The organism is Rhizobium sp. NFACC06-2, assembly GCF_900101425.1.
GTDB classification, from domain to species: domain Bacteria; phylum Pseudomonadota; class Alphaproteobacteria; order Rhizobiales; family Rhizobiaceae; genus Agrobacterium; species Agrobacterium leguminum.
Map to the genome: position 1 here is coordinate 226,530 of NZ_FMVA01000003.1, position 18,414 is coordinate 244,943.

At 59.7% G+C, this 18,414-nt stretch carries 18 protein-coding genes; 10 read left to right on the forward strand and 8 right to left on the reverse strand.

The genetic code is table 11. The features are described 5' to 3' along the window. Positions 1 to 249: 249 nt before the first annotated feature. Complete coding sequence (locus tag F3H58_RS07935; protein ID WP_003524555.1) at positions 250 to 2,538, reverse strand: NADP-dependent malic enzyme; 2,289 nt, start codon at positions 2,536 to 2,538, stop codon at positions 250 to 252. Positions 2,539 to 2,935: 397 nt separating this feature from the next. Between F3H58_RS07935 and F3H58_RS07940 the strand changes: the two genes are divergently transcribed. From F3H58_RS07940 to F3H58_RS07970, 7 genes are all read left to right on the forward strand, one after another. Further along, on the forward strand, positions 2,936 to 4,366 hold the full coding sequence (locus F3H58_RS07940; RefSeq protein ID WP_149741816.1) for a mannose-1-phosphate guanylyltransferase/mannose-6-phosphate isomerase: 1,431 nt from the start codon (positions 2,936 to 2,938) through the stop codon (positions 4,364 to 4,366). Positions 4,367 to 4,707: 341 nt separating this feature from the next. Further along, entirely contained in the window at positions 4,708 to 5,940 is a 1,233-nt protein-coding gene (locus F3H58_RS07945; protein WP_003525113.1) for an ABC transporter substrate-binding protein, read from the forward strand. A gap of 144 nt (positions 5,941 to 6,084) precedes the next feature. Next, the gene (locus F3H58_RS07950; RefSeq protein WP_059758547.1) at positions 6,085 to 6,987 is read left to right on the forward strand and encodes a carbohydrate ABC transporter permease; all 903 of its coding nucleotides are present in this window, start codon (positions 6,085 to 6,087) and stop codon (positions 6,985 to 6,987) included. After that, a complete protein-coding gene (locus tag F3H58_RS07955) occupies positions 6,980 to 7,921 on the forward strand; it encodes a carbohydrate ABC transporter permease (RefSeq protein WP_078052523.1) in 942 nt (313 codons plus the stop codon). The genes F3H58_RS07950 and F3H58_RS07955 overlap by 8 nt, the downstream gene beginning before the upstream one ends. Positions 7,922 to 7,926: 5 nt before the next feature. Beyond that, a complete protein-coding gene (locus tag F3H58_RS07960; RefSeq protein WP_059758596.1) occupies positions 7,927 to 9,015 on the forward strand; it encodes an ABC transporter ATP-binding protein in 1,089 nt (362 codons plus the stop codon). Positions 9,016 to 9,072: 57 nt separating this feature from the next. Then, positions 9,073 to 9,837 (forward strand): sugar phosphate isomerase/epimerase family protein, encoded by a 765-nt coding sequence (locus F3H58_RS07965; RefSeq protein WP_149741817.1) that lies wholly within the window; start codon positions 9,073 to 9,075, stop codon positions 9,835 to 9,837. 24 nt (positions 9,838 to 9,861) lie between these two features. After that, positions 9,862 to 10,995, forward strand: coding sequence for a Gfo/Idh/MocA family protein (locus tag F3H58_RS07970; protein ID WP_149741818.1), 1,134 nt, complete (start codon positions 9,862 to 9,864; stop codon positions 10,993 to 10,995). A gap of 94 nt (positions 10,996 to 11,089) precedes the next feature. Here F3H58_RS07970 and F3H58_RS27170 read toward each other — a convergent pair whose 3' ends face one another. After that, positions 11,090 to 11,260 (reverse strand): hypothetical protein, encoded by a 171-nt coding sequence (locus F3H58_RS27170; RefSeq protein ID WP_188128823.1) that lies wholly within the window; start codon positions 11,258 to 11,260, stop codon positions 11,090 to 11,092. After that, positions 11,253 to 11,390 carry a hypothetical protein gene (locus tag F3H58_RS27175; protein WP_188128824.1) on the reverse strand — a complete coding sequence of 46 codons (138 nt, stop codon included), beginning with the start codon at positions 11,388 to 11,390 and terminating at the stop codon, positions 11,253 to 11,255. Before F3H58_RS27175 ends, F3H58_RS27170 begins: the two co-directional genes overlap by 8 nt. A 224-nt stretch (positions 11,391 to 11,614) precedes the next feature. Here F3H58_RS27175 and queC point away from each other — a divergent pair, with 224 nt between their 5' ends. The 3 genes from queC to queE are packed head-to-tail and all read left to right on the forward strand — an operon-like array spanning position 11,615 to position 13,433. Continuing rightward, positions 11,615 to 12,325, forward strand: coding sequence for a 7-cyano-7-deazaguanine synthase QueC (gene queC, locus F3H58_RS07975; RefSeq protein WP_149741819.1), 711 nt, complete (start codon positions 11,615 to 11,617; stop codon positions 12,323 to 12,325). Further along, a complete protein-coding gene (gene queD / locus F3H58_RS07980; RefSeq protein ID WP_020811477.1) occupies positions 12,325 to 12,681 on the forward strand; it encodes a 6-carboxytetrahydropterin synthase QueD in 357 nt (118 codons plus the stop codon). The genes queC and queD overlap by 1 nt, the downstream gene beginning before the upstream one ends. Next, entirely contained in the window at positions 12,678 to 13,433 is a 756-nt protein-coding gene (gene queE, locus F3H58_RS07985; protein ID WP_149741820.1) for a 7-carboxy-7-deazaguanine synthase QueE, read from the forward strand. Before queD ends, queE begins: the two co-directional genes overlap by 4 nt. A 195-nt stretch (positions 13,434 to 13,628) precedes the next feature. Here the strand turns inward: queE and F3H58_RS07990 are convergent, their stop codons facing one another. The 5 genes from F3H58_RS07990 to F3H58_RS08010 are packed head-to-tail and all read right to left on the reverse strand — an operon-like array spanning position 13,629 to position 18,377. Further along, complete coding sequence (locus F3H58_RS07990) at positions 13,629 to 14,678, reverse strand: Gfo/Idh/MocA family protein (RefSeq protein WP_149741821.1); 1,050 nt, start codon at positions 14,676 to 14,678, stop codon at positions 13,629 to 13,631. A gap of 6 nt (positions 14,679 to 14,684) precedes the next feature. Next, complete coding sequence (locus F3H58_RS07995; protein WP_046801358.1) at positions 14,685 to 15,470, reverse strand: ThuA domain-containing protein; 786 nt, start codon at positions 15,468 to 15,470, stop codon at positions 14,685 to 14,687. Positions 15,471 to 15,527: 57 nt separating this feature from the next. Beyond that, positions 15,528 to 16,556 (reverse strand): ABC transporter ATP-binding protein, encoded by a 1,029-nt coding sequence (locus tag F3H58_RS08000; RefSeq protein WP_149741822.1) that lies wholly within the window; start codon positions 16,554 to 16,556, stop codon positions 15,528 to 15,530. Between the two features lie 10 nt (positions 16,557 to 16,566). Beyond that, positions 16,567 to 17,400: a carbohydrate ABC transporter permease gene (locus tag F3H58_RS08005; RefSeq protein ID WP_137004723.1), complete on the reverse strand. Its 834-nt coding sequence runs from the start codon at positions 17,398 to 17,400 to the stop codon at positions 16,567 to 16,569. Continuing rightward, positions 17,397 to 18,377, reverse strand: coding sequence for a carbohydrate ABC transporter permease (locus F3H58_RS08010; protein ID WP_149741823.1), 981 nt, complete (start codon positions 18,375 to 18,377; stop codon positions 17,397 to 17,399). The genes F3H58_RS08005 and F3H58_RS08010 overlap by 4 nt, the downstream gene beginning before the upstream one ends. Positions 18,378 to 18,414 lie beyond the last annotated feature (37 nt).

Genomic DNA, 18,414 nt, shown 5'->3' on the forward strand with positions numbered 1-18,414 from the left:
TCCTGTTCTTTTCCTCCCTTGCTATGTGCCAGTTTGTCAGGAGGGGGGGGGTTGTCCGGATGTCGCTGAGGACCGGATGGCCCCATGCGGAGCAAGCGCATCCGGCTCGTCTCTTCGCCCCGTCGGGGAGAAGGTCGCGGCAGCGGGATGAGGGGGGGCGAGCGATATGCGGAGAGCGTGCCCCCTCATCTGCCCTTTTGGGGCATCTTCTCCCCGCCGGGGAGAAGAAAAAAGCCGCACGCCCTGTTCTTATCGTCCGGCATTATAGGCCGCGATTGCCGCCATGTTGACGATGTCGCTGTCCTTCGCGCCCATCGAGGTGATCTGTACCGATTTGTCGAGACCGACAAGAAGCGGGCCGATGACGGTTGCGCCGCCCAGTTCCTGCAGCATCTTGGTGGAGATTGAGGCCGAATGGATGGCGGGCATGACCAACACATTGGCCGGGCCGGAAAGCCGGGCGAAGGGATACTGGCTCTGCATGCGGTGATGGTTCAGCGCCACATCGGCCGACATTTCGCCGTCGACCTCGAAATTGACGTTGCGCCTGTCGAGAATTTTCACCGCCTCGCGCACCTTGTCGGAACGTTCGCCGGTCGGCTGGCCGAAGGTGGAATAGGCGAGCATGGCAACGCGCGGCTCGTAACCGAAACGGCGGGCGAGGCCGGCTGCTTCTTCGGCGATATCGGCAAGGTCTTCCGCGTTCGGCATATCATGCACGGCGGTATCGGCAACGAAGACGGTGCGGTTGCGCGAGACGACCAGCGAAACGCCGATGACGCGATGGCCAGGCTTGGTGTTGATGCAGCGGCGGATATCCTCCAGCGCCGTCGAATAGTTGCGGGTAACGCCGGTGACCACGGCGTCCGCATCGCCCATCGCCACCATGCAGGCGGCGAAATGGTTGCGGTCGTTGTGGACCAGACGCTGCACGTCGCGCAGCAGGAAACCACCGCGCTGCAAACGCGCATAGAGATAATCGACATAGGCATCGACGCGGCTGGAAAGGCGGGCGTTGGTGATCTCGATATTGGCACGGTCGAGATCGATGCCCGCGCGTTCCGCATTGGCCTTGATGATATCGTCACGGCCGAGCAGGATGGCGGTGCCGAGGCCCTGCGCGGTGAAGGAAATCGCCGCACGCATGACCTGTTCTTCTTCGGCTTCCGCAAAAACGACCCGCTTCGGAGAGCGGCGCACCCGCTCGTAAAGGCGCTGCGTGGTGGAAGCCATTGGGTCGCGGCGGGCGGAAAGCTCGCGGGCATAGGCGTCGAGATCGGGCAGCTCACGGCGGGCGACGCCGGTTTCGATGGCGGCTTTCGCCACGGCCACCGGGATGGCCGAGATCAGGCGCGGATCGAAGGGAACCGGAATGATATATTGCGATCCGAAGCGCGGGCGGTTGCCCTGATAGGCGGCGGCCACATCATCAGGAACATCCTCGCGGGCAAGATCGGCCAGCGCCTGTGCCGCCGCGATCTTCATCGCGTCATTGATCTGGCTGGCGCGGACATCGAGCGCGCCGCGGAAGATATAGGGGAAGCCGAGGACATTGTTGACCTGGTTCGGGTAATCCGAGCGCCCGGTCGCCATGATGGCGTCGTCGCGAATGCGCGACACTTCCTCGGGGGTGATTTCCGGGTCGGGATTGGCCATGGCGAAGATGATTGGCTTCGGCGCCATGGAACGGATCATCTCTTCGCTGAAAGCGCCCTTCTGGGAGAGGCCGAATACCACGTCAGCGCCCTTCATGGCTTCCGCCAGCGTGCGATTGTTGGTTTTCACCGCGTGGGCGGATTTCCACTGGTTCATGCCTTCGGTACGGCCCTGATAGATCACGCCCTTGGTATCGCAGAGCGTAATGTTTTCAGGGTTGAACCCCATGGCCTTGATGAGGTCCATACAGGCGATTGCCGCCGCACCCGCGCCGTTGCAGACGAGCTTCGTTGTCTTGAAGTCGCGGCCCGTCAGTTCGATGGCGTTGATGAGGCCGGCGGCGGCGATGATGGCGGTGCCATGCTGATCGTCATGGAAAACGGGAATGTCCATCAGCTCGCGCAGGCGGCTTTCGATGATGAAACATTCCGGCGCCTTGATGTCTTCCAGATTGATGCCGCCGAAGGAGGGGCCAAGGTAACGCACGCAATTGATGAACTCATCGGCGTCTTCGGTATCGACCTCAAGATCGATGGAATCGACATCGGCGAAGCGCTTGAATAGAACGGATTTGCCTTCCATGACCGGCTTGGAGGCGAGCGCGCCGAGATTGCCGAGGCCGAGGATGGCGGTGCCGTTGGAGATGACCGCAACCATGTTGCCGCGCGTGGTATAGTCGTAAGCGGTCGCCGGATTTTCGGCGATGGCTTTCACCGGCACGGCCACGCCCGGCGAATAGGCGAGCGACAGGTCCCGCTGCGTCGCCATCGGTTTGGTCGGGGTGATTTCCAGTTTCCCGGGCCGGCCTTCCGCGTGGAAATCCAGGGCTTCCTGATCCGTAACCGATGTTCTTGTGCTGGCGGGTTTGGTCGTGTCGGACATGGGCTGTGCGTGCTTTCGTGTCGATAACAATGTAAAAATATCCGCCGTTGTTATTGTATTTTTCGCGCGCCTGCCAAGCCTTGAATGTTGTTCAGTGCAGCAAATTTAAGCGTGATGAAATTTGCGGCCGATTCAATCGATTAATTCCCGCTCACCATCCGCTTCGCCGCCTACCGTGCCTGCCACGCGTGGAACCTCGCCCGCCGACTGGCGTTAGCTGGGTGCGTCCGCAGGCAATCGACATGCCTCTAAATGCCCCATCGTCCGTTCACCAAGCTTTCACAAGGCGAATTTATGAGCTTGCGCTTATCCGCCCGTGAACCGATGATGGCGGTATTTCGAAATATGTATATTGTCCGGCGCGCCGGGAAATTTTTAGAGTTGGAAAGGTTTTGTTGTGAAGGAACACTCTCGAAAGATCACGCCGGTTCTTCTGGCCGGCGGTGCTGGTTCGCGGCTTTGGCCGGTATCGCGCGATCAGTTGCCCAAGCAGTTTCAGCCGCTGGTCGGCAATCTTTCGACATATCAGCAGACGCTGCAGCGGGTGGGAGACAAGAGCCTTTACGCCGAGCCGCTGGTGATCACCAATGAGGATTTCCGGTTCTTCGCCCGCCGTCAGGCCGAAGAGATCGATCTGCCGGCAACCGTGGTGCTGGAGCCCGCCCGCCGCGACAGCGCCGCCGCCATGGCCGCCGCTGCCGTGCTGGCCGAGCGCCGCGAGCCCGGATGCCTGGTGCTGGCGCTTGCAGCCGACCATGTGGTGCTCGATGCCGACAAGTTTTCAGAGGCCGTGAAACTCGGCGCAAAAGCCGCCGATCAGGGCAATATCGTCGTCTTCGGCCTGGTGCCCACCGAACCGCGCACCTCCTACGGTTATATCAAGCCGGGTGATGCGATCGATGGCGAAAAAGACCTCAGCACCGTCGACGCCTTCGTGGAAAAGCCGGATATGAAGACGGCGATCTCCTATCTGGAAAAGGGTTATCTCTGGAATTCCGGCAACTTCCTGTTCCGCTCCGATGTGATGATCGCCGAACTGAAGGCCTTCGCCCCGGAGATTCTTGCGGCGGTGACGCAGGCGGTCGAGCAATATGAAAGCGACCTCGGTTTCGTGCGCCTGCATCAGGCAAGCTTCGAGGCTTCCCCGAAAAACTCCATCGACTATGCGGTGATCGAGAAGACCAAACGCATGGCGGTGGTGCATGGCCATTTCCGCTGGTCGGATATCGGCAGCTGGGATGCGATCTGGGAAATTGCCGACAAGCGCGGCAACGACAATGCGCTGGAAGGCAACGGCGTCTTCATCGATTCTGAAGGCTGCCTCATCCATTCGACGCAATTGCTGACGACGGTGGTGGGCGCCAGGGACATGGTGGTGGTGGCCACCAAGGACGCGGTTCTGGTGGTGCCGAAGAACCGGGTGCAAGACGTGAAGGGTCTGGTGGAGACGCTGAAGGACGGCGAACATGCGCCGCAGACGCAGACCCACAAGCGCGTCTATCGCCCCTGGGGTTATATCGAACACATGTATGTGGACGAGCGTTACAGGGTGGGCCATATCACGGTCGATCCCGGCCACCGCATCTCGTTCCAGAAACATTATCACCGCTCGGAACATTGGATCGTCGTCAAAGGCACGGCGACGGTGACGATCGGCGAAGAGACGAAGTTGCTGACGGAGAACCAGTCGGTCTATATCCCGATCGGCCAGCCGCACCGGCTTGCCAATGAGGGTCAGATCCCGCTCGAACTGGTCGAAATCCAGACCGGAGCCTATATCGGCGAGGATGATGTCATCCGCATCGAGGACGATTATAAACGGCAATAACCTCGCTGGCCGCATTGAAGATCGAAGGCGAGCCGGACATTGTTCGTCTCGCCTTTTCCCTTTCACGGTGCCAGTGCGTTCACGCAATGGGCAAAGGCGTGGGAAAACATCCGGCAGGTCCGATCGCGATGCGAGAGACGGCCTCGGCTCGAAACTTTGAAGAGCAGCATAGCCAATATGTTACGCGGCGGGACGAGGATTTTTACGCCGCCGGTTCGCTCGGTTTCTCGCTCTGTAAAAGCCCCGCAATGACCCGGAATAGATTCGTATTTTAGGCGGTTGCCTAATCAAAAATCTTCGCATACGTTCCAACTGCAACGTTTCAGTGAGGGAGGAGACTCATGCGAATGCGTGTTATTTCTGCGGCTTTTCTGGCCAGCGTCATGATTCCGGCGGGTATCGCCGGGGCCACCGATCTTGAGGTGACCCATTGGTGGACATCGGGCGGCGAAGCCGCAGCGGTCGCCGAACTGGCCAAGGCTTTCGACGCAACCGGGAACAAATGGGTGGATGGCGCGATTGCCGGTTCGGGCGGCACGGCCCGTCCGATCATGATCAGCCGTATCACCGGCGGCGACCCGATGGGCGCGACCCAGTTCAACCACGGCCGTCAGGCGGAAGAGCTGGTGCAGGCAGGCCTGATGCGCGATCTGTCCGATGTTGCCGCAAAGGGCAACTGGAAGGACGTCATCAAGCCGGCAAGCCTGCTCGACAGCTGCACCATCGACGGCAAGATTTACTGCGCGCCGGTAAACATCCATTCCTGGCAATGGCTATGGCTTTCCAATGAAGCCTTCAAGAAGGCGGGCGTCGAGGTTCCGAAGAACTGGACGGAATTCGTTGCCGCCGCGCCGGCGCTGAAAAAGGCCGGCATCCAGCCGCTTGCGCTCGGTGGGCAGGCATGGCAGGCCAACGGCCTGTTCGACACGCTGACGCTTTCGATCGGCGGCAAGGACCTTTATCAGAAGGTCTATGGCGACAAGGATGCCGAGGCGGCAGCCGGGCCCGAGATGGCGAAGATTTTCGCGGCTGCCGTTGAGGCGCGCGACATGGCCAAGGGCACCAATGTTCAGGACTGGAACCAGGCCACCAACATGGTCATCACCGGCAAGGCCGGCGGCCAGATCATGGGTGACTGGGCGCAGGGTGAATTCCAGCTTGCAAACCAGAAGGCCGGCACGGATTATTCCTGCCTTCCCGGTCTTGGCCTCAGTGAATATCTCACCACGGGTGGCGACGCCTTTTATTTCCCTGTTTTGAAGGACGAGGCGAAAACCAAGGCGCAGGACGTTCTCGCCGCAACCATCGTCGACCCAAAAACGCAGGTGGCCTTTAACCTGAAGAAAGGCTCGCTGCCGATCCGCGGCGACGTCGATCTGAATGCAGCCAATGACTGCATGAAAAAGGGTCTGGCAATTCTGGCCAAGGGCAATGCCCTGACCAGCACCGACCAGCTGATTTCCGCCGATACGCAGAAACAGAAGGAAGACCTGATGGCGGAATTCTTCGCGGGCTCGATGTCGGCGGAAGACGGGCAGAAGCGCTTCGCGGACATTATCGGTTCGGCGGACTGAGTGTGATCTCTCCGGGTGGGAAAGCGGTTCGCCGCTTTCCTTTCCAGCGTCCTGCCTGTGCAACAATCATCAGCACGGGCAGGGGGTTTCATGCGGTGAGGCTATTGCCTGACTGTTGACTGTAACGTTACAGGAGGAGGTAACATGGCAGGTCAAGCGCGCTCGGGGCGCCCCAACCAGCTTTTCCGCAATCTTAATTCCAAGATTGCCTCCATTCCCATGATACTGACCGCCATGGTGATCTTCCTCGGCGGAACGATCTGGACGGTGGTTTATTCCTTCACCAATTCAAAGCTTCTGCCGCGCGCGAGTTTCATCGGTTTCGATCAATATGAGCGTTTGTGGGCAGCACCACGCTGGATCGTGTCCATCCAGAATCTGGCGATCTACGGCGTGCTGTCGCTGATTTTCAGCCTCGTCATCGGTTTTGTGCTGGCGGCGCTGATGGATCAGAAAATTCGTTTCGAAAACACCTTTCGCACCATTTTTCTCTATCCTTTCGCCCTGTCCTTCATCGTCACCGGCCTTGTCTGGCAATGGCTGCTGAACCCGGAATTCGGCATCCAGTCCGTGGTTCGCTCGATGGGCTGGGAAAGTTTCACCTTCGACCCGCTCTATAATTCCCAGATCGTTATCTACGGCATCCTGATCGCGGCACTCTGGCAGGGCACGGGGCTCGTCATGTGCCTGATGCTGGCGGGCCTTCGCGGTATCGATGAGGACATCTGGAAGGCGACGCGTGTTGACGGCATTCCGATGTGGAAGACCTATATTCTCATTATCATTCCCATGATGCGGCCGGTCTTCATCACCACGCTGGTCATCATCGCCAGCGGCATCGTCAAGGTCTACGATCTCGTCGTGGCGCAGACCAGCGGCGGGCCGGGTATCGCATCTGAAGTACCGGCGAAATATGTCTATGACTACATGTTCCAGGCACAGAACCTGGGGCAGGGCTTCGCCGCCTCGACAATGATGCTCCTGACGGTCGCGATCATCATCATTCCATGGGCCTACCTCGAATTCGGAGGCAAGAAGCGTGGCTAATATCAGCACATTGAACACGGTTGTCGCCGCCAGCGATGCGGTTGCCCAGGACCTTTCCGGCCCGCGCGGCAGGAAGCCGAGGAAAACCTTTTCCCGCCGCAACATCATACTTTACGGCACGCTTTTCGTGGCTGCCGCCTATTACCTGCTGCCGCTTTACGTGATGGTCGTCACCTCGCTGAAGGGCATGCCGGAAATCCGGCTCGGCAACATCTTCGCGCCGCCGGTGGAAATCACTTTTGAGCCCTGGGTGAAGGCCTGGGCCAATGCCTGCACAGGCTTGAACTGCGACGGGCTTTCACGCGGCTTCTGGAATTCGGTGCGCATCCTCGTGCCTTCGGTGGTGATCTCGATCGTCGTCGCCTCCGTCAGCGGCTACGCCATGGCGAACTGGAAGTTCAAGGGATCGGAACTCTTCTTCTCCATCCTCATCATCGGCGCCTTCATTCCCTATCAGGTGATGATCTATCCGATCGTCATCGTGCTGCGCGAAATGGGTGTTTATGGCACGCTGACCGGCCTCGTCATCGTGCACACCATTTTCGGCATGCCGATCCTGACGCTGCTGTTCCGCAATTATTTCGCCTCGCTGCCGGAGGAATTGTTCAAGGCGGCGCGCATCGATGGCGCCAATTTCTGGCAGATCTATTTCCGCATTATGCTGCCCATGTCGCTGCCGATCTTCGTCGTGGCGATGATCCTGCAGGTGACCGGCATCTGGAACGACTTCCTGTTCGGCGTGGTCTTCACGCGGCCGGAATATTACCCGATGACGGTGCAGCTCAATAATATCGTCAACTCCGTGCAGGGCGTGAAGGAATATAACGTCAACATGGCCGCAACCCTTCTCACGGGTGCCGTGCCGCTGATCGTCTATTTCGTCTCCGGCAGGCTTTTCGTCCGCGGCATTGCCGCAGGCGCAGTAAAAGGTTGAGCTATATGAACAAAAGCGTTTCCATCCGCGATCTTTCCCTGTCCTTCGGTGCCGTCACCGTGCTGAAAGACCTCAATCTCGATATTTACGACGGCGAATTCCTCGTGCTGCTCGGTTCTTCCGGCTGCGGAAAGTCGACCCTTCTCAACTGCATCGCGGGTCTTCTGGAGCCGACCGACGGACAGATATTCATCAAGGACCGCAACGTCACATGGGAAGAGCCGAAGGATCGCGGCATCGGCATGGTGTTCCAGTCCTATGCGCTTTATCCGCAGATGACGGTGGAGAAAAACCTGTCTTTCGGCCTCCAGGTCGCCAAGGTGCCGAAAGAGGAGATCGACCGGCGTGTGAAAAGAGCGGCCGGCATATTGCAGATCGAGCCGCTGTTGAAGCGCAAACCCGCCGAGCTTTCCGGCGGCCAGCGCCAGCGTGTGGCCATCGGCCGGGCGCTGGTGCGGGATGTGGATGTTTTCCTGTTCGACGAGCCGCTCTCCAACCTCGATGCCAAGCTGCGCTCGGAGCTTCGCGTCGAAATCAAGCGGCTGCACCAGTCGCTGAAGAACACCATGATCTATGTGACGCATGACCAGATCGAGGCGCTGACGCTGGCGGACCGCATCGCCATCATGAAAAGCGGCGTCATCCAGCAGCTCGCCGATCCCGTCACCATCTACAACAAGCCGCGAAACCTCTTCGTCGCCGGTTTCATCGGCTCGCCCTCGATGAATTTCCTGCGCGGCGAGTTGATCGAAAAGGACGGCAAGGTGGTTTTCACCACCAATGGCGTGACTTTCGCACTGGACGGTTATCATGCGGAAACGCCGCTCGCAGCCGGCCGTGCCGTGGTTCTGGGTGTCCGCCCCGAACATGTGCGCGTCGATGCCGATATTGTCGGCGGTGAAGTGCATGAGGCGATTGTCGATATCGAGGAACCGATGGGCGCCGACAATCTGATCTGGCTGAAACATGCCGGGCACACCATGTCCGTGCGCGTCGGTGGCCACAGGCGGTTTTCACCCGGCACCAAAGTGCGCCTCGGCCTCGACATGACGATGGCCTCGCTGTTCGACGCGCAAAGCGAGGACCGGCTCTAGAATAGCTTCGATTTACCCCCACACAATCCCAAGACCCAGATCTCTATGGAGGAGACAATGACAGAACTCGGTTTCCAGCTTTACAGCGCCCGTAATTTCCAGCCTTTTTCCAACATTCTGAAGAAGCTTTCGGCGGCGGGTTATAAACATGTCGAAGGTTATGGCGCGATGTACGCTTCGCTGGATGATGCCGGTTTGAAAGGCCTGCGCGCCGAACTCGACGCCAATGGCCTTGCCATGCCGACCGGCCATTTCGGCCTCGATCTTCTTGAGGGCGACCCGAAAAAGGCGCTGAACATCGCGAAAGTTCTGGGTGTTGAGGCGATCTATTGCCCTTATCTGATGCCTGACCAGCGCCCGACAGATGCCGCAGGCTGGTTCGCTTTCGGCAAGCGCCTGGAGGAAGCCGGCAAGCCATTTACGGATGCCGGACTGGTCTTCGGCTGGCATAACCACGATTTCGAGTTCAAGACGCTTGGCGACGGTTCCACCCCACAGGAGCAGATTTTTGCAGGTGGCCCGGATTTGAAATGGGAGGCGGATATCGCCTGGATCATTCGCGGCAATGCCGATCCGCTCGCCTGGATCGAAAGCTACGGCAAACGCATTACTGCGGTACATGTGAAGGATATCGCACCAGCAGGCGAGAATGCGGATGAGGATGGCTGGGCTGATGTCGGCCATGGGACCGTGGACTGGAAGGGCCTCGTCGCGGCGCTGAAGGCAAAATCCGCCACGAAACATTTCGTGGTCGAGCACGACAATCCCAAGGATATCGACCGGCTGATCACCCGCTCGATCGCATCTTTCAAAACCTACTAAGTTTCAATTTTCGGAGTTTGCATCATGGCCAGGGATCTTGGCGTCGGCATCATCGGATGCGGCAATATCTCGTCTGCTTACTTTTCGCTGGCACCGCTCTTCAAGGGCATCAAGGTGCTGGCCTGCGCCGACCTCAACCGCAATGCGGCGGAGCTGAGGGCGGAAGAATTCGGTGTTGTCGCGCAGTCCATCGAGGAGCTGCTCGCCAACAAGGATATCGACGTGGTGGTGAATCTCACCATTCCCGCCGCGCATTTTCCGGTGTCGAAAGCCGCCCTTGAGGCAGGCAAGCACGTCTATTCGGAAAAGCCGCTGGTGCTTTCGCTGGAGGAAGGCGAGGAGCTGCGGCGCATCGCCCGGGAGAAGAACCTCTCCGTCGGCTGCGCGCCGGATACCTTCCTCGGCGGCGCGCATCAGCTTGCTCGGCAATATATCGATGACGGCAAGGTCGGGCGCATCACCTCCGGCACCTGCCATGTGATGAGCCCCGGCATGGAGATGTGGCACCCAAATCCGGGCTTCTTCTTCCTGAAGGGCGGCGGTCCGATCCTCGATCTCGGCCCCTATTACGTCGCCAATCTCATCAACCTCATCGGACCAGTGAAGCGCGTCGGCGCGCTGACCTCGATGGCCAATCCGACCCGTACGGTGACCAGCCAGCCGCTGAACGGCGCGATCATTCCCGTTGAAACACCGACCAATATCCATGCCCTGCTGGAATTCGTGAACGGCGCGACGATCACGCTTTCGGCAAGCTGGGATGTCTGGTCGCATCGCCACGCCAATATGGAGCTCTATGGCACGGAAGGCTCGATCTATGTGCCGGATCCGAACTTCTTCGGCGGCGTGGTGGAAGCGAGCGGACGGGACAAGAATATCCAGCCGCTGGAAGACTGGGCCCATCCCTTCGGCATTGCCAATCAGGAAAGCCCGAACGGCCCGCGCGCCAATTATCGCACGGCAGGCCTTGCCGATATGGCGATTGCGATTTTGGAGGGGCGTGATGCCCGTTGCTCGCTGGATCGCTCCCTGCACGGTATCGATGTGATGACCTCGATCCTCAAATCCGGGGAGGAGGGCCGTTTCATCGAAATGACGACGACCTGCACCCAGCCGGCGGCACTTGGTATCGAGGAGGCGCAGGCGCTGCTGCGCTGAGCGCACAGCCCAAAAAAGGCCCGGCGCACTGCCAGTTCGCCGGGCCTTTTCCGCTCAGCCATTTAGTGGCGAGCGTCGCGTGTTCATCACATTTTCATAGGCCGACAAAAAGACCCAGCCAGCGCGCAACGGTCCTGACCATCCAGATCAGGAACACGAAAGGGGCTATGCCAACAGCCGCGACGAGCGCCACCGAGGCGATAATGAGCGTTGTGGTGAGATTGCGCCTGAACCGGTGGCGTTTTGGGTAGAGAGCCTTATCCATGACGTATGGCGGTGATCAGCCCGCGAATGGTGAGCGTGACATAAAGCATGCCCGCCATCGCCATCAGGATGCCGGTGCCGAGAGAGCTGAGGTTGCTCAGCGAAAACAGAAATGTATCAGCCGCCACCATTGGCAAGACCTTTCAAGAACAGCAGATTTCGCATCGTTCTAGATCGTGCCGGTTTCCCGCATATGTCCCGATTGTTTCATCTTGTTGCTGCCGAGGGGCGTTTTCGTGATGGCGCGGCTTTGCGCGATTTCCGCAGGCCCCTTCACAAGCCCGTCGCTTTGGTTTAAAGCCGCTCCCCGTAATCCGGTCGCAGCCCACCCGGTCAAAACAAGGGATCCCAAATTATGAAAACCATCGTCATCTGCTCCGGCGGATTGGACTCCGTTTCGCTTGCGCATAAAATCGCGGCGGAACACGAACTTCTCGCTCTCGTCTCCTTCGATTATGGCCAGCGCCACAGGAAGGAGCTGGAATACGCGGCCGATTGCGCAAGGCGTCTCGGCGTGCCGCATCATGTCATCGATATCAGAACCATCGGCGCCCATCTCACCGGTTCGGCGCTGACCGACGACGTGGAGGTGCCGGACGGGCACTATGCGGAGGAGACCATGCGCTCCACCGTGGTGCCGAACCGCAACGCCATCATGCTCACCATCGCTTTCGGGCTGGCCGCCGCGCAGCAGGCGGATGCCGTGGCGATTGCCGTGCATGGCGGCGATCACTTCATTTACCCCGATTGCCGGCCTGGCTTCATCGACAGCTTCAACGCCATGCAGGCGCATGCGCTTGAAGGTTATGCCGACGTCAAGCTCTTTGCCCCCTATGTCACCGTTTCCAAGGCGGCGATCGTGACCGATGGTTCGAAATACGGCACGCCCTTTGGCGAAACATGGTCCTGTTACAAGGGCGGCTTGCGCCATTGCGGCCGCTGCGGCACCTGCGTCGAACGGCGCGAGGCCTTTCATCTGGCCGGTGTCACCGATCCGACAGACTATGAGGACCCGGATTTCTGGGTGGCGGCCACCCATGCCTATGCGGCGCAGGAGGTGCGCTGATGTTCCGCATCACCAAGGAATTTCACTTCTCCGCCTCGCACCAGCTGAAAAGCCTGCCGTCGGATCATCAGTGCAATCGCCTCCACGGGCATAATTACATTGTCGAGATCGAGCTTGCGGGCGAAGCGCTGAACGAGCACGGTTTCGTACGCGACTATCACGAGCTTGCACCGCTGAAGCGTTATATCGACGATCATTTCGACCATCGCCACCTGAACGACGTTCTTGGCCATGACCGGGTGACGGCGGAATGTCTGGCGAAGCATTTCTACGACTGGTGCAAGGATCGCCTGCCGGAAACCAGCGCCGTGCGGGTGAGCGAAACCGCCAAGACCTGGGCGGAATACCGGCCATGACGGCGGATGCACACAAGATTGCAGCCAAGGAGACCACGATCCGCATCAGCGAAATCTTCGGCCCGACCATTCAGGGCGAAGGCCTGCTGATCGGTCTGCCGACCGTTTTCGTGCGCACCGGCGGCTGCGACTATCGTTGTTCATGGTGCGATACACTGCATGCCGTTGACAGCGAGTACCGCGATACATGGAAGCCGATGCCGGTCGAGGCGATCTGGCAGGAGGTGCGGCGGCTTTCTGGCGGCGTGCCGCTGACGGCTTCGCTTTCAGGCGGCAATCCGGCTATCCAGCCCCTCGGGCCTTTGATTACCAGAGGGCAGGACGAAGGGTATCGCTTCGCGCTGGAAACGCAGGGCAGCATCGCGAAAGACTGGTTTGCCGATCTCGACTACCTCGTTCTCAGCCCCAAGCCGCCATCGAGCGGCATGGAAACGGACTGGCAGGCCTTCGAAGACTGTCTTGCCGCCGCCGGCGACGGACCGCAGGCGGCGCTGAAGATCGTGGTGTTCGACGATGCGGATTATGCCTATGCCAAAGCGGCATCCGCGCGTTTCCCGCATTTGCCGGTTTACCTCCAGCCCGGCAACCACACCCCGCCGCCGCCCGATGACGACGATGCGCGTGTGGATATCGACGGGGTGATGGACCGGATGTTGTGGCTGGTGGATAAGGTGAGCGATGACCGCTGGTTTTCGGCGCGGGTGCTGCCGCAGCTGCATGTGCTGTTGTGGGGGAATAAGCGCGGGGTTTGAGGGAGTTATAAGTTCCCTCCGTCATGCCGGACTTGATCCGGCATCCGGCCAAGGCGCGTCTGCGCCGTGAAAAGAGTTTTTTGCGATCAACGACTTGATCGCGCTGGACCCCGGATCAAGTCCGGGGTGACGGAGAGCGAGGAGCGCCCTTTGCAGCAATCCATGCGGCGGCTTGTGCCGCCGCACTTTCGCAAATCAAGCCGAAACAGCCACCTCGCGCCTCTCCCGATCCGCAATGATCGACAGATCGAGCACCTTCTGCAGATTGGCCGCGTGACGGAAATCCGGATCGGCGGGGCCGCCTTCCATGACGGCCCTGGCGAATTTTTCGTAATTCGTCGGCACCGGGTCTACATCGATTGTCTTCCAGATCGCCTTTTCCACATCCTCGCCGATGCAGGCGCGCAGGCTGGAATAGTCAGGCGTGTGGATCACTTCCAATGCGCCCTTGTCGCCATGGATGCGTAGGCGAAGTTCGTTCAGATGCCCCGTCGCCCAGCGGCTGGCATGGATGACGCCCATGGCGCCGTTTTCAAGCTCGGCGGTCATGGTGAAGCTGTCATTGGCATCGAGGTCGTAGACGCCAATTTTGTTGCCTTCATATTTGTCGAAGGTCTTCAGCCGCGTGAAGATGCGTTCAACATCGCTGCCCGCACCGTAAGATGCGAAGTCGAGAATGTGGATGCCGACATCGCCCAGCACGCCGTTAGAGCCATGCTTGGTGGAAAGCCGCCACAGCCACTTGCTCTCCGTCATCCAGTCGCCCCAGGCCTTGGAAACGAGCCAGCTCTGGAGATAGGAGGCTTCCAGGTGCCGCACCTTGCCGATCTTGCCTGCCAGCACCATCTCACGCGCCGCCTGCAAGGGGGCAACGTTGCGATAGGTGAGGTTGACCATGGCAATGAGGCCGGCCTTTTCGGCGGCATCGGCCATTTCGGCGGCCCTGGCGTAGTTTTCCGCCAGCGGCTTTTCGCAGAAGACATGCTTGCCGGCCGCCAGCAGTTTAAGGCTGGTGGGGTGGTGGATCGCGTCCGGCGTGACATTCGCCGCCGCATCGAATTCACCCCAGGCAATGGCGTCATCCAGTGAGGTGAAGGAGAGCGGGATATTGTGGCGCAGCGCAAAGCCCCGCACCACCACATCGTCCACATCCACTGCCGCGACCAGTTCGACGCCGGGGATTTGAGAGAAATAGGTGGCATGGTTGTTGGCCATGCCGCCGGTTCCGAGAATGAGAAGTCTCATGGCTTTTTACCTGTAACCTGCTTCGCCTGCCTTGTGCAGCTTGGGGCCGCGTTCTTCGATGGGCTCCAGAGCTTTGTCGACGGGAACATTGGGGGCGTCGTGAATGCTTTTCAGTGCGCCAACCGGATTATAGGCCCATTTCACCGAGTTGCTGATGACCTTCTGGACATTGGCGTCGTGATAGGTGGGATAGGTCTCGTGGCCGGGGCGGAAATAGAAGATATTGCCTGCACCACGGCGCCAGGTAAGACCGGACCGGAAGACTTCGCCGCCCTGGAACCAGGAGATGAAGACGGTTTCCAGCGGCTCCGGCACGGAGAACTGTTCGCCGTACATTTCCTCGTTTTCCAGCTCGAAATGCTCGGGCAGGCCAGCTGCAATCGGGTGGCGCGGATTGATGGTCCACAGGCGTTCACGCTCGCCCGCCTCACGCCATTTCAGCGCGCAGGGCGTGCCCATCAGGCGCTTGAACGGCTTGGAGAAGTGGCCTGAATGCAGGACGATGAGGCCCATGCCTTCCCAGACGCGTTTGGCGACACGCTCGACGATTTCATCCTGCACCGCGCCATGGTCCTTGTGGCCCCACCAGACCAGCACGTCGGTCTTGTCGAGGCGCTCCTGCGAAAGCCCGTGTTCCGGCTCCTGCAGCGTGGCGGTCGTGGCGTTGATCTCAGGATTCTGGTTCAGCGCGTCGGCAATGGTGTTGTGCATGCCGTTTGGATAGATAGAACGCACCGTCTCATTGATGTGTTCGTGGATATTTTCGCCCCATACAACGGTGTTGATGGTCATTGTCATGCTCCTCGGTGAAAGCCGGGACCTTGGGTGAGCCCGGCGAAAGTTGAATGTTCAGGCGGCACCCCGGGCAGGGTTGCGGGCAAGCGCCCGGCCGTCTGCGTCGAAACGATGTATCTGCGTCGCATCCGGCGCGATGGCGATGCGTTCACCGGCCGTGCGGCCGGTCACGCCCTCTTCACGAACGACGACGGGTTCGCCCGCGCCGATCTCGACATAGATATAGCTGTCCGATCCCAGCATTTCCGAATGCACGATCTCGCCGCTCCAGCCGCTGCCATCGGTGGCGATGGTGATGTGTTCAGGGCGGATGCCGATGGTTTTCGCCCCTTCGGCCTCCGCATATTTGCCGGTGAGGAAGTTCATCTTCGGTGAGCCGATGAAGCCGGCGACGAAGGTGTTGACCGGGCTTTCGTAAAGCTCCAGCGGCGTGCCGATCTGCTCGACCCTGCCGTCACGCAAGACACAGATACGGTCGGCGAGTGTCATCGCCTCCACCTGGTCGTGGGTGACATAGATCATCGTCGTGTCATGCATCGAGCGATGCAGCTTGGCGATTTCCAGACGCGTGGCGACGCGCAATGCCGCATCGAGATTGGAGAGCGGCTCGTCGAACAGGAAGACCTTCGGATCGCGCACGATGGCGCGGCCGATGGCGACGCGCTGACGCTGGCCGCCGGAAAGCTGCTTCGGCAGACGTTCCAGATAGGGTGTGAGCTGCAGCATCTCGGCGGCGGCTTCGACACGCTTCTTGCGCTGTTCCTTGTCCGCGCCTGACAGTTTCATGCCGAAGGCCATGTTTTCGAATACGGTCATATGCGGATAAAGCGCATAGGACTGGAAGACCATGGCGACGCCACGCTTGGCGGGCGGCAGGCGGTTCACCGTCTCGCTGTCGAAGGAAAGCGTGCCACTGGAAATTTCCTCCAGCCCGCAGATGAGGCGCAAAAGCGTGGACTTGCCGCAGCCCGAGGGGCCGACGAAGACCATGAACTCGCCGGAGCGGATGTCCATGTCGATGCCCTTGATGACATCGAAGGCGCCGAAGGATTTGCGAAGATCGCGCAGTTGAATGGTGGTCATTTGTTTTCTCCTAGCCTTTGACGCCGCCGGCGGTGAGGCCGGAGATGATGCGTCGCTGGAAGATCAGAACGAGGACGACGAGGGGTGCAGTGACGATGACGGACGCAGCCATGATCGTTCCCCAGGGGATTTCGAACTGCGAGCCGCCCGACAGAAGCGCGATGGCGACAGGCACCGTGCGCTGCTCGTTCGATGAGGTGAAGGTGAGCGCAAAGAGGAACTCATTCCACGCCGCGATGAAGGCGAGAAGCCCTGTGGTGACGAGTGCCGGCCACATCAGCGGCATGAACACCTGGGTGATGATGACCCATGGCGTTGCGCCATCGACGATAGCCGCTTCCTCGATCTCGATCGGCAGGTCGCGCATGAAGGTTGTCAGCACCCAGACCGTGAAGGGCAGGGTGAAGATCATGTAGGAAAAGATCAGCGCGAGCGGCGTGTTGAAGATGCCGGCCCAGCGGATCAGTTCGAAGAGACCGGCGAGAACGGCGATCTGCGGGAACATCGAAACCGACAGGATGGTAAGCAGCAGCAGCGCACGGCCACGGAAGCGGACGCGGGCGAGAGCATAGGACGCCGTTACCGCAAGAAACAGCGATAGCACGACAACCGAAGATGCAACGAACAGCGAATTGCCGAGATTGCGCAGGAAAGTGCCGTTGCCGATGACGAAGCTGTAATTGGTCAGCGAGAAGTCACGCGGCCAATAATTGACCTGGAACAGCGCCGAGCCGGATTTCAGGCTCGTCAGGATCGCATAATAGAACGGGAATACCGAAATCACCATGATGACGGCGACCAGCGCATAAAAAGCGGTGGTTTTCAGGATGCTTGGCAGGGTCATCGCGCGGCTCCATCGGTGTTGACGCGCCCGAGCCACATATAGATGACCGTGATCGAGGCGATGATGAGGAACAGCATGGTGGAGGCGGCGGCGCCATAGGAGAACTTGTCGAAATCGAACAGGTTCTCACGCGCCAGCACTGACATGGTGCGGGTCTGGGCGTTGTTGGGCGTCAGGATATAGATGAGATCGAAGACGCGCATCGCATCCAGCATCCGGAAGATGACGGCGACCATGAGGGCCGGGCGGATCATCGGCAAAGTGACGCGGAAGAACACCTTGATGGGATGAATGCCATCCACCTTTGCCGCCTCATACATGTCCTTCGGCACCATTTGCAGGCCGGCGAGAATGAGCAGCGCCATGAAGGGCGTGGTCTTCCAGATATCGACGATCAGCACGGCGATCATCGCGGTCTCGGGATTGGCGGTCCAGGCGATCTTGTTGGAGATCAGCCCGAGATTGAGGAACAAGTCGTTCAATATGCCGAACTGGTCGTTCAGCATCCATGCCCACATCTGCGCCGAGACGATGGTGGGGATGGCCCAGGGCACGAGGATCGCGGCGCGCACCAGGCCGCGGCCTTTGAATTCCGCGTTCAGCACCAACGCAACGATCAGGCCGAGCACCGTTTCGAGACTGACAGAGACCACGGTGAATTTCAGCGTATTGAGAACCGCCCCCCACCATGCGGGATCGGCAAGTAGGCCGCGATAGATGGTGCGGCCGCTGCTGAGCGTGATCCAGGTGAGGTAGTTCTTGAGGCCGACGAACTGCGCCCCGTCGAGATTGGTGAGCGAGGCGTCGGTGAGGCTGAACCACACGGTGCGCACAAGTGGCCAGCCCGCCACCAGCGCTAGCACCAGAAATGTGGGGGCAAGAAACAGCCAGGCGGATTTCAGTCTTTCCGACTGCAGGTCAGAGCCGGTGCCGGCGTCGGATGCCGCGATCGGTCTTTGAAGGGCGATGTCGTTCATGGGGATATCTCGCGGTTGGGGCGCTGGAGACGATCAG